Annotated in this window: 9 protein-coding genes; 7 read left to right on the top strand and 2 right to left on the bottom strand. The window is 51.3% G+C overall.

What is annotated here, in order from left to right; translation table 11 throughout:
* The first annotated feature begins 83 nt into the window (after positions 1 to 83).
* The 4 genes from F4Y64_05210 (at position 84) to F4Y64_05195 (ending at position 5,860) form a co-directional block, all read left to right on the top strand.
* Positions 84 to 1,475 (top strand): class II fumarate hydratase, encoded by a 1,392-nt coding sequence (locus F4Y64_05210; protein MXX96997.1) that lies wholly within the window; start codon positions 84 to 86, stop codon positions 1,473 to 1,475.
* A gap of 77 nt (positions 1,476 to 1,552) precedes the next feature.
* A complete protein-coding gene (locus tag F4Y64_05205; GenBank protein ID MXX96996.1) occupies positions 1,553 to 3,094 on the top strand; it encodes a PDZ domain-containing protein in 1,542 nt (513 codons plus the stop codon).
* A gap of 96 nt (positions 3,095 to 3,190) precedes the next feature.
* Positions 3,191 to 4,270 (top strand): 3-dehydroquinate synthase, encoded by a 1,080-nt coding sequence (aroB, locus tag F4Y64_05200; GenBank protein ID MXX96995.1) that lies wholly within the window; start codon positions 3,191 to 3,193, stop codon positions 4,268 to 4,270.
* 264 nt (positions 4,271 to 4,534) lie between these two features.
* Positions 4,535 to 5,860, top strand: coding sequence for a sulfatase-like hydrolase/transferase (locus F4Y64_05195; protein MXX96994.1), 1,326 nt, complete (start codon positions 4,535 to 4,537; stop codon positions 5,858 to 5,860).
* Positions 5,861 to 5,940: 80 nt separating this feature from the next.
* Here the strand turns inward: F4Y64_05195 and F4Y64_05190 are convergent, their stop codons facing one another.
* Entirely contained in the window at positions 5,941 to 6,315 is a 375-nt protein-coding gene (locus F4Y64_05190; protein MXX96993.1) for a MerC domain-containing protein, read from the bottom strand.
* A 132-nt stretch (positions 6,316 to 6,447) separates the two neighbouring features.
* Positions 6,448 to 7,770 carry a Gfo/Idh/MocA family oxidoreductase gene (locus F4Y64_05185; GenBank protein ID MXX96992.1) on the bottom strand — a complete coding sequence of 441 codons (1,323 nt, stop codon included), beginning with the start codon at positions 7,768 to 7,770 and terminating at the stop codon, positions 6,448 to 6,450.
* Positions 7,771 to 7,911: 141 nt separating this feature from the next.
* On the opposite strand from F4Y64_05185, the gene F4Y64_05180 reads away from it, so the two are divergent.
* Genes F4Y64_05180 through F4Y64_05170 form a run of 3 tightly spaced genes read left to right on the top strand, consistent with a single transcriptional unit; the run spans position 7,912 to position 12,142 of the window.
* On the top strand, positions 7,912 to 8,793 hold the full coding sequence (locus F4Y64_05180; GenBank protein ID MXX96991.1) for a phosphoenolpyruvate hydrolase family protein: 882 nt from the start codon (positions 7,912 to 7,914) through the stop codon (positions 8,791 to 8,793).
* Positions 8,793 to 9,200 (top strand): cupin domain-containing protein, encoded by a 408-nt coding sequence (locus F4Y64_05175; GenBank protein MXX96990.1) that lies wholly within the window; start codon positions 8,793 to 8,795, stop codon positions 9,198 to 9,200. Before F4Y64_05180 ends, F4Y64_05175 begins: the two co-directional genes overlap by 1 nt.
* 5 nt (positions 9,201 to 9,205) lie before the next feature.
* Positions 9,206 to 12,142 (top strand): hypothetical protein, encoded by a 2,937-nt coding sequence (locus tag F4Y64_05170; GenBank protein ID MXX96989.1) that lies wholly within the window; start codon positions 9,206 to 9,208, stop codon positions 12,140 to 12,142.
* Positions 12,143 to 12,246 lie beyond the last annotated feature (104 nt).

Genomic DNA, 12,246 nt, shown 5'->3' with positions numbered 1-12,246 from the left:
GAATTTGTTTTTGGACTCACATATTACAACAAGGCGTAGAATTCGTTTATATTGTTCTGATTCTATCCACTAATCAACTTGTGATGAGTGACTTTCGAATTGAAAAAGATTCTTTGGGAGACGTTCATGTCCCATCCGATGCAATCTATGGGGCACAGACCCAGCGGGCCGTAGATAACTTCCCGATCAGCGGACAACGCATGCCTCGTGCATTCATCCGGGCACTAGGACAAATCAAACGCGCTGCGGCAAAGGCGAATGCAGATATGGGTATGCTGGAAAGATCAGTGGCTGATGCCATCAGTAAATCAGCAGAGGGTGTGATTGCTGGTGACCTCGACGATCAATTCCCAATTGATGTTTACCAGACAGGAAGCGGTACCTCCAGTAATATGAATGCAAACGAGGTCATCGCCCGGTTGGCCACCGAAATGCTTGCAGGTCAAAGCGTTCACCCCAATGATCAGGTGAACATGTGCCAGTCCTCTAATGACGTGATTCCCACCTCTATACAGGTTGCTGCTGCATGTGAAATTGAAGATCATCTCATACCCGCTCTCACCCGGCTAGAGCAGGCATTGCAGGAAAAGAGTCAGGACTTTGATGATGTGGTCAAGAGTGCGCGCACACACCTGATGGACGCGACTCCCATCACGATGGGGCAGGAATTCGGCGGGTATGCCATGCAAGTGACGCGTGGAATCAGTCGTATCCGGGTAGGACAGGCTGAGCTGTGTGAAGTACCCCTGGGGGGGACAGCAACAGGATCTGGCATTAATCGCCACTTGGAATTCCCCGAACGAACGCTCGCCTATGTCAGCGAAGCAACCGGGGTTACCTTTCGGGAAGCTGAAGACCACTTTGAAGCTCAGTCTGCACGAGATGCCGTTGTGTCCGCATCCGGCGCACTCAATACCGTCGCGGTTTCGCTCATGAAGATTGCTAACGACATCCGAATCCTCTCAAGCGGGCCTACCAGCGGTATTTCCGAAATTTCCCTTAAACCCCTCCAGCCTGGTTCTTCAATCATGCCGGGGAAAGTGAATCCAGTACTCTGTGAAGCGATGATGATGGTCTGTGCACGGGTGATGGGCAATCATACAACCCTGACGGTTTGCGGGCAACATGGAAACCTGGAATTGAACGTGATGATGCCGGTCATGGCCATCGCGCTTCTGGAAAGTATCGAACTGCTCGCCGGTGCGAGCAATGCATTTGTTGATAAATGTTTGTCCGGACTGGAAGCCAACCGCGAACGATGCAAAGAACTTTTGGAGTTGAACCCATCCCTGGCTACGGCACTCAACAGTGCGATTGGGTATGATATGGCAGCCAAGATTGCCAAAGAAGCGGTCGCTTCCGGGCGCACTGTGCGGGAGGTTGTTCGTGAGATGAATATCCTGGACGAAAAGACACTAGATGCGCTACTTGACGTGCGAAATATGACACAACCTGGCATTCCTGGCGGTCAATAATACTACCGACGGGCTTTGGCCCGTTGTTTGCGTTTTACCACATTCACAATCAACATTCCAACATCTTACTGAGTCCCATGAACAAGATTCGTATTGTACCAACAATCATTCTTACTGTCAGCGTCTTTGTGGCCGGTGTGCTTGCGGCTACCCTGGGAGTCAACTTATTTGACCAAGGACACAATGTTGGCACAGATCTCCAGGCCAGTAGCTCGGTAATTCTGCAGGCTCCTTCAGAAAGTGCACGCCTGGAATGGGAGGAAGTTTTTGTTGATGTTGCCGAAACGGTGAATCCTTCCGTGGTGCAGATTCGATCTATGCAGAACAATAGAAATCCGTTGGAAGGCATTCCATTTGAGCAGTTATTGCCAAATGGTGACATACCCGAATTTCCACTCCCACGGGTCCGCCAGGGTCTAGGTTCAGGTGTCTTGATTCGCTCTGATGGATACATCGTCACCAATGATCATGTTATAGGAAGTGCAGACAGGTTACAGGTCCTTCTTTATGATGGTCGCACATTGACTGCCGAAGTTATTGGCCGTGACCGAGATTCTGATCTGGCAGTGATCCGGATTAATGAGACAGGCTTACCCACCGTTACACTCGCTGCATCCGGTGATATACGTGTAGGACAATGGGTTATGGCCTTCGGATCACCCTTGGACGAAGCTCTGGACAATACCGTGACTGCTGGTATCGTAAGTGCAATCGGACGCACCAGCACCCGGCTCGCTGCGATTAATCCTTACTCTGACTTTATTCAGACGGACGCAGCAATCAATCGAGGTAATTCAGGAGGTCCCCTGGTCAATATGAGTGGGCAGTTGGTTGGCATCAATTCCGCAATTCTCTCCCCCACAGGCAACAATGCCGGGATTGGATTCGCGATCCCAGTCTCCATTGTAAGCAATATTGCAATGCAGCTCATGAATAAGGGGCGCGTCGAGCGTGGATTCCTCGGCATTCAGTTTGATCGTGTATCACGAGCTCTTGCAAATGCAATGGACGCTCCTCCTGGCTCCGCACAGGTCAGACAGGTAAACAAAGACACCGCCGCAGACAAAGCTGGCGTCAAGATCGGGGACATCATTGCCGGAATTGATGGGGTAGAACTCACAGACTACCTGCTTTTGAGAGCTATGATCGGAAATAAATCCCCCGGAGATCAGGTCCTGCTTGACATTATCCGAGGAGAAGATCGATTTCAAATCGAGGTCACACTGGGGTCACTCCCGGAAAATCTTTCGCGAAATAATGCGCCAAGTGAGAACAGGAATGAAGAGCAGGGAGAAATGGATGAACTGGGGCTCATGTTGCGGAATCTAGATCGGGAAACTCTGGAAGAGCAATTTCTTGTCTCCGAAGAGATTGAGGGAGTTTGGATTCAATTAATTGATGAAAGCAGCAAGGCGTATGATGAATCAGACCTGCGCCGCGACGATGTAATCGTTGAAATCAACAAAGAACCGGTGAAGGATATTGGCGACTTTAGGCGCGCATACAGAAACATCGAACCGGGTTCGACCTTTTTGGTCAAGGTGCTGCGTCCGCAGGCAGTCAATGAGGATACGAATGAGTTTCTATCTCTGATGACAGCACTCACGAAGCCTGAGTAGCCAACCTACCTCTGAAGCAGGTCAACCTCAAATGAATATACCTCCTAGGGTCGGCTGCGGCTCCAGGATTTTGATTCTGACCGTATGAGCGAAACTATTGTACATGTCCGTTTGGATCATGGACGCGTATACCCGATTCAGTTCTCTCGCTTGCAGACACTACCGTATCTATTGGGCGAGAATGGGCTTCGAAAAGGCCCCTGCATCATTGTGACGGATACAAATGTCGCTGCCCTTCACCTGGAGGCAGTTAGGGGCACCCTCCTGGAAGCTGGATGGGGAGGGCTTACAGAGATTATCCTTCCATCGGGAGAATCTTCTAAAAGCCCCCAACTGCTTCAGCACATCCATGATGAAGCCCTGGGAACAGGAATTGATCGCCAAACTCCTGTTCTAGCACTCGGCGGAGGAGTGATTGGAGACTTGGCGGGTTTCGCGGCCGCTACCCTGCTTCGCGGTCTGCCACTGGTTCACCTGCCAACTTCTCTGATTGCGCAAGTGGACAGCTCCATCGGAGGAAAGACCGGGATTAATCATCCACTGGGCAAGAATCTGATCGGGGCATTTCATCAGCCAAAACTGATACTCGCCGACCTGGATCTACTCCAGAGTCTTCCCGAACTGGAATGGAGAAGCGGGCTCGCTGAGGTTGTCAAACATGGCTTGATCGCAGATGCGGGTTTTGCAGAGGAATTGTCTGTGAACTGGGACAGTATCCTTCGTCGAGACCGAAGCATAATCCGGCGGATGATCATCCGGGCAGCAGAGATCAAAGCAGATGTAGTCAGTGAAGATGAACGTGAAACCTCACGACGAGCCATCCTGAATTTTGGGCATACGTTCGCGCATGCAATTGAGCGGGTTGCAGGGTACGGAGAATTTACGCACGGGGAGGCGGTTGCCCTGGGAATGCGTGCAGCCACCAAGGTATCTGCAATGTTAACCCCTGATCTACCGTACGAAACTATCGATTCTCTCCTGAAACGATTGCCTGTAAGGAACTCAATCAACCATCTTGATCTCACTGAATTGATCCAGGCGATGTACTACGATAAAAAAGTCCAGTCTGGCAATCTTCGTCTCATTCTCCTTCGAGAGATTGGAAGCGCGTATATCACTGGCAATGTCACCGAAGAGCAAATCCTCACGGGATGGAAATTCCTATTGCATCCATAGCTTGATAATCTCCCCTCTTCTCCTCCCGAGCCGACCAAAATATTGTGCCTCGCAATTCAGGCCTTACTTAATATCAGGCAGTTCGTCATTCGCGCCAAAATGAGATCCTCGGTAGATGCGGTGTAACTGCTGCGCTGGTCAATCTAATTATCTATACCGCATTGCAAAATGCCCCTCAACAGGCTATGGTGTGTTTTGCATGAATAGCTTAAATTTTTGCTCCGCAGACTGGGAACTCTTTTATTACCGTACACCATCTGGAATATGCCAAGATTATTACTCCCCCTCCTTTTGTCGTTCTGGACTACTGCTACTGTCGCCCAAAGGCCAAACATTGTCCTCATTGTAGCGGACGATCTTGGATATGGGGACCTCTCGGCATACGGTGCCGAAGATCTGCATTCACCTGCCCTTGATAGCCTGGCTTCCGATGGCGTTCGCTTCACGCAGTTCTATGCCAACTCACCCGTATGCTCACCAACCAGAGCTTCCCTGCTTTCCGGCCGTTATCCGCCAATGGTTGGCGTCCCCGGGGTCATTCGTACACATGCCACTGATAATTGGGGAAAGCTCGCAGAAGATGTTCAATTGCTGCCGGAAATGCTTCGTAGTCACGGGTACCATACCGCAATGGTAGGGAAATGGCATCTCGGACTGGAGCCCCCACATCGCCCAATAGATCGAGGGTTTGAGCACTTTGAAGGCTTCCTGGGGGATATGATGGATGATTATTATAATCATCGGCGCCATGGCCTAAACTATATGCGCCACGGCGAGCAAGTCATCCATCCAGAAGGACATGCGACAGATCTGTTCTCCGACTGGGCGGTGCAATATATTGAAAGCCGTACCGTATCCCCAGCGCCGTTCTTCCTGTATCTGGCTTACAATGCACCTCATACCCCCATCCAGCCACCTGATGAATGGGTTGCGCGCATCCAAGAGCGAGAATCTGGCATTGATACAACCCGGGCCAAACTTGTCGCCCTGATCGAACACATGGACAATGGGATTGGAAAGGTTCTTCAAGCCTTACATGAAAATGGGTTCCATGACAATACACTTGTGATGTTTGTTAGCGATAACGGTGGTCAACTCAATGTAGGGGCACGTAATGGCCCACTACGTGATGGAAAGGGAACTGTGTATGAGGGAGGGATTCGAGTTCCAGCGATTGCTTCTTGGCCGGGGCGCAGTTCTCCCAATACGGAGAACCAAGCTCTATTGACGACTATGGATATTTATCCGACCCTTCTCGAAGCGGCGAAAGTCAGAATACCACATATGATTGACGGGATCAGCTTTCTCGATTCATTCCGAGGTGGCCCAGAGCCAGATTCCGACCGAACGCTCTTTTTCTCCAGACGGGAAGGGGGTCTCCGCTTCAGCGGGAAAACAATTGAAGCCGTTCGCAAGGGCACTTGGAAACTGGTTCACAACAGCCCCTACGCTCCATTGGAGTTGTATAACCTGGAGCAAGATCCGCTCGAAACTACAGACCTGTCAGCAACAGAACCAGAAATCTTTCGCCAACTCGCTGCCGCACTGCGACAATACATGCAGGACAGTGGCCGAGTACCCTGGCAATAATCTAGATGTACTGTATCATAAGAGTGGAGTAATGAATAATCACTAACCACTCAGCGGCTCTTTCAATTGCATTGTCGGTCTCACACGCACGTCTTCCGAAACCGCAGGTTCAGAATGTGGCCAAGTACGAGGACAACCGAACCGAGAGCCGTCAGACTTGTCTCGGCGGACTCGCCCACAGTGTCCTCGCCGAGGACGGCGACGATGAGCAAAGCGAGGCCGCTCGCCAGCAAGGCGGGCACCGCGACGCGGCGGTGTCGTTGGTAGCTGGGCCACGCCACGAGTACGACGATCCCCGCAAGGACTATTGTTAGACCGATGTGGATGGCTTCAGACGCCATCCATGCCAACGCACCCGTGGCGATGAATGGCACGGCAAGGCAGTGCACGAAGCAGAGGGTTGAAAGGGTGATGCCCGTCGCGTCGAGTGGAGGGCGGGTAATACCAGTCGTCATGAAGGTTCTTCCGTTGAGGTTAAGAGTCAATCAATAATCGGCACGAAATTTCTCGCATAAAATTTGAATCTTTCTGGGACTTTTTTTGAAATTATGACAAAGGCTACCACACACAGATGGGGATATACATCATTACAACGACCACGGCCCCCGCATCTTCCTACTCACCAGGCTGTTGGCCTCTTCGTCATGAAACTTCTCTTTCATTGGATCAAACTTCAGCGTGCGTTCCAGACGCATGCAGATCTCACTGGTCAAACAGGCGACCGACGAGCTGTGACCGATCTCGACATCACATACAGGCCGGCTTCGCGTCTTGATGCAATTCAAAAAATCTCTTCGATGGTCGTTACTATGATATAGGCGTGTATCGCTGGGTTTCATTTCAAGGGTAAGCAGGTGCTCATCAGAAGCCCAGATATCCCCGCGGCTAACGCCAACCCAACCGTCCGTGCCGATGAACTGGATCATCCCATCATGCGGCCCCTTCTTCTTAATGATCGGAGGGTGATCTGCATACATCAGTGTAAGTTCCTCTTCTTCTGCATCATTGGCATGAACAATCTTCACTGGACCTGATCGGTCGAGACCCAACCCCCAGAGAGAAATGTCAAAATTGTGTGCGCCCCAATCTGCCACATGTCCCGCTGAATAGGGTATCCATGCACGCCAAGCACCTTCCTCCGTATTATATCCTCCACTAACTCGCTTGCTGTGATACGGAGCGGATGGAGCATTACCAAGCCACAACTCATACAGGAAACCCTCCGGCACCGGCTCCTCTCCATGCGGGAATGGTCTGGAAATTCCCCCTACCTGTGCATACACTTTCTGTATTTCTCCGATATATCCATTACGGACCAACTCACAGGCGTGGCGAAAACGCTGATCTGAACGCTGCTGACTCCCGGTCTGAAAAACGGATCCATACTTTCTAACCGCTTTCACCATCAACCTGCCTTCACGGATCGTTCGAGCCAACGGCTTCTCACTGTACATATCTTTACCTGCCTTGGCTGCTGCCACGGCCATGTATGCATGCCAATGATCCGGGAGCGCGAGACACACGGCATCTATATCCTTCCGTTCCAGAACCTGCCAGAAAAATTTATACCCGTCACAGCCAGCGTAGGAGGCCATACTGCTGTTCTCTGCATAGGTAGACTCAACGATCTCGCGAGCAGGTTCACGTCCTTTCGGCCCCCTTCCAGCATAATTCTCTCCGGCTTTATTCACATCACACACCGCCAATACCTGAACGTCTGGCTTTTGGAGGAATCCCCGTAGATTATTGATCCCCATACTGCCCATACCAATAAAGCCCATGTTTATTCGTTCACTAGGGGCCGGTCGATGTCCTCGTCCGAGTGCGGATGCGGGTACGATGATGGGGAGTGCCGCTGCACTTCCCATACCCTTCAAAAAACTGCGACGAGTAAAGGTGCTGGATTTCATTTGTTTTGATGTTCACTTTGCGAAAACGTAATATAAGATTCCGAAGTGGTGATTTCCTATTTCCTTTGTTGTATTCTTGAGGATTGGATCTAATGATGCTATTCTACCCTTATCTTATGGGCACAACTTATCGCTATAGCCATGCCAAATCCCTGGACCGGAATTGGTAATCCGTACACACGCACCGAAGTTTTGGAACGATTACATGCCACGCTGGACCGTGGCGAACCGATTATCGTTGCCGGAGCTGGTACAGGTATCAGTGCCAAATTTATTGAAAAGGGTGGCGCGGATCTTCTAATTATCTATAACTCGGGCCGTTTTCGTATGTCTGGGCACGGGTCAACAGCGGGACTCATGGCCTATGGTGATGCGAATGCAGTCGCCATGGAAATCGGTGAATTTGAAGTTCTCCCCATAGTAGAAGAAATCCCTGTCATCTGCGGGGTCCATGCCTCTGACCCACGCCGACGTATCTGGCACCATCTCCTGAAAGTGAAGGATATGGGGTTCAGTGGTATCAATAACTTTCCTACGCACTCAATTGTAGATGGCCTCTTCCGACAGGTACTGGAGGAAACCGGAATGAGTGTTCAACACGAGATTGATATGGTAGGATTGGCTCAGAAGAAAGGAATTGACCTATTCTCAATCGTCTATGTCTCTACACCGGAGGAGTCCCGTAAGATGGCTGAGGCTGGTGCAGATGTGATTATCGCCCATGTAGGTTGTACGATCGGAGGATCAATTGGCGTAACCGATGCTACCTGCACACTTGAAGAAGCTGCTGCACGCACTCAGGAAATCATTGAAGCTGCCCGCACCGTTCGAGAGAACATCCTCTTCCTAAGTCATGGAGGTCCTATCTGTACGCCGTCTGATGCTGCGTACATAAACGAACACTCCGATGCGGTCGGATTTGTTGGAGCCAGCAGCCTTGAACGAATGGGTGTCGAAGAGTCTTTGATCAATCTCACAAACGAATTCAAACAGATCCCGTGTCCTGCAGCCCATAAACGCTAATGTCTAAGCACTTTTTTTTACGTAAAGATTCCCATTTCGTGGAACCTGTTGACCACGGAACCATTACCTGGATCAATTACCCAGACTCGGTTACCCCTGGCCTCTTTGCTGCAAGGGCAAAGATCCATCCTAGTAAGGGTCACGACTTTCACCGGCATCCTGGCCGGGAAGAATTGATTGTCGTTTTAGAGGGGATGGTTGAGCAATGGATTGATGATACCTGCCAGATTCTAGCCCCCGGTGATGCGGTGATGATCCCTGCAGGGGTCCCTCATGCCTCATTCAATATGGGGGAAACCCCCGCGATCCTCTTTGTAGCATTGACACCAGCAGAACTTGAACAGCCTCTCTCTGAGGACTTATCCGACCAGGAACCATGGAGCATGCTTCGGGCTCGTAATTCCTGATTCACATGAAATCTCTCGTACCTGCTTTTTTGATCCTCCTGCTATGCGGCTGCTCCGGAAAAGCCGCCCTGCGTTATTCATCCGCCAGCAACAGCGTGACGACACATGAACTCCAAGCACCCTTAACTCCCGAAGAAACACGGACGCACCTGGAGGTGCCTAATGGATTTGACATCCACGTATTCGCACATGAGCCAGACATTGTGAACCCGATTGCACTCACCTGGGATGAGCGGGGGCGCCTATGGGTGGTTGAATCAACAAACTACCCACACGATCATGTTGGCGAAGAATTCGGCACGGATCGGATTACGATCTGCGAGGACACAGACGGGGATTACCGGGCAGACCGGTTCATTCGATTCGCAGAAAACCTTCCTCTAACGACCGGCATTGCCCTGGTCAAAGGAGGGGCAATCGTTGGACAGGCACCAGACCTGGTATTTCTGGAGGATACGGATGGAGATGACCGGGCAGACGAAAAACATGTCATTGTAGATAACGCCTTCGGTACCTACGATACCCATGCCGTAATGAATAATCTGAAAATTGGCATAGACAATTTTCTCTGGGGAGCTGTCGGATACAGTGGACTCTTTGAGCCTGGACGCGCGCCAGACCCGGAGGCACTCATCCTGCGAAGAGGGGTATTTCGTGTACGAACAGATGGAACGGACCTGGAGCCCGTCGCCGAATTCAATAACAATACCTGGGGGCTTGGGATTGGAGAGGATAACACGATCTACGGATCTACAGCCAATAATAACCACGCGATTGTAGTAGGGATTCCCCTGCGACACCAGGCGAGTATGAATGTAGCCAATGTTCAAAGTCACTACCTGATACGACACTCGTCTCCGCGCCAACTTCAACAGGTAGACTTTCGGGATGGCTATACGGCCGCTGCAGGAGCATTTCCCTATAATGGTCGACGCTTCCCGCCTGAATACTGGGGAACTCTCATGGTAACGGAGCCCACAGCTCACGTCGTGCATGTGGTAAAATTAGAGCCGGACGGAAGTATTGAAAAGGAATCTGAAGGGGAAATTTTAAATATCCTAGCCAGTAGTGATGAGTGGGTTGCTCCGGTTTTTGCCGATATCGGTCCTGACGAGAATCTATGGGTTGCCGACTGGTATAATCCAGTGATCCAGCACAATCCCGATCGGCGGGGTATGGTGAATCAGATTTGGAATGACAACCCCGGCCCTGGAAATGCACACCTGACCCCCCTGCGTGATCGGGAGCATGGACGCATCTACGTCATCACGTCCGGCGAATCTTCTCCCCCAAAAAGCCTTTCCTATGACGATCCCGAGCGTCTACTGGAAGCTCTTCAGAGTACCAACCAGTTCTGGCGTCTTACAGCCCAAAGAATGCTGGTTGAAAGTGCCGCGGAGGGACTGGAAGATGACCTGATCGGTCTAGTCACTCGTCACGCTTTGGACGAAACAGGCTTTGATCCAGGCGCAGTGCATGCTCTATGGGTACTGAAAGGCCTGGGAGCCGAAGAGGCGCTGGCAAGTGTTTCTGCAGCGGCTTTGACTCATCCATCTCCCGCAGCACGCAAGGCTGGCATTCAGACGCTTCCTCCTTCTCGTCAGAGTGCTGACCTCTTGATCCAGCACAGCGTTTTTCAAGATGACGACCTGAGTGTTCGTCTGTCTGCCCTTTTGGCAGCGGAGGATTTTGGTGGACTCGTTGCGCATCCCCGAATTCTGACCGAAGCACGCAAAGCCGTACAAGGTGGAGATGCATGGCTCGTATCTGCATATGAGACTATTGCCCCCATTGGGATAGTTCAGCGTGAGCCTGACCCGGTTGTAGAGAGAGAGCCCCAAGGATTCCCCCCTGCCCGCCTCACGCTGACGGCACCGGACGGTCTCATGCGTTTTGACTCGCCAGTCCTGAAAGCCTTTGTAGGACAGGAAATCACTGTTGATTTTGCGAACCTGCACCCCGACCTCCATAATGCTGTATTTCTGGATGGAGGAGTTGATGTGCCGGCATTCGGGCAGGATTTGGACAGCTATATGACCGATCCATCAAGTTCAGATACTGAATACATCCCACCTGCCCGGGCAGATCAAGTCCTCGGCTCTACCGGTGTATTATCTCAAGGTGAGTCGGCAAGCACCACAATCGGCCCGCTCTCCGAGGGTACCTATACATTCCTGTGTACCGTACCTGGACACTGGGCTCTGATGCAGGGCACATTGGAGGTTTTAGATCCTCCGATCCTGCGTCGCAATGATGCGGGCTGGACATGGACCGGCTCTGATGTCGATCTTGCACCCATCGTGTATCTGGCAGGCAGTGCCAGTCGCAGTTCCCAGTCTCACTACCACGCACGAGTATTTGGCTTTTCGGATGGGCAAATCCTGTTTGGGACGGGTGATCGGACCTATGTGTACACCGAGACTTCGGATGAGGCATTTGAAGAGTTGCTAACGAATGCCTCACTGCTTGCGCTCGCGAACAATAAACCTGTAGAGAGGCCAGAGAGCCGTCAGGCAATCATGCAACATGTGGAAACTGGCCGTCCACTTATGATTACCCACCCTGCCTTCTGGTATAACTGGGAAGACTGGCCAGCTTATAATGAAATGCTCGTTGGTGGTGGAGCACGTAGTCATGAGCCTCTGCAAACTTTTTCGGTAGAGGTGCTCCAACCAAACCATCCGCTCGTGGATGGGGTGCCGAATAGATTTGAGATTACGGATGAACTTTATCGGGCCGAACTCCTGCCAGACGCCAATGCAAATATTCTTGCCATTGGACGCTCTCATGAAACCAACGAGATATATCCGGTGATCTGGGTTCGTCAGGTCGGGGATGCTACGATCGTAGTCAATACCCTTGGACATGACGACCGCGCACACAACCTTGCCGCCTACAAGCGTGTGATTGCAAATGCGCGGACCTGGCTACTGCCCGATTAGCCAACAAGCATATCCCCTTTGCGGTCGATCTCTGATTGGTTGTCCTTTTGGGGCCATCTACCTAGAGATGTTATTTAGATCAATTCCGCTATCCCTCCGATGAC

The sequence above is a fragment of the Rhodothermaceae bacterium genome (assembly GCA_009838195.1).
Classification (GTDB): Bacteria; Bacteroidota; Rhodothermia; order Rhodothermales; family Bin80; genus Bin80.
Note: the sequence above shows the minus strand (reverse complement) of the source record. Positions and strands in the feature narration are given on the sequence as shown.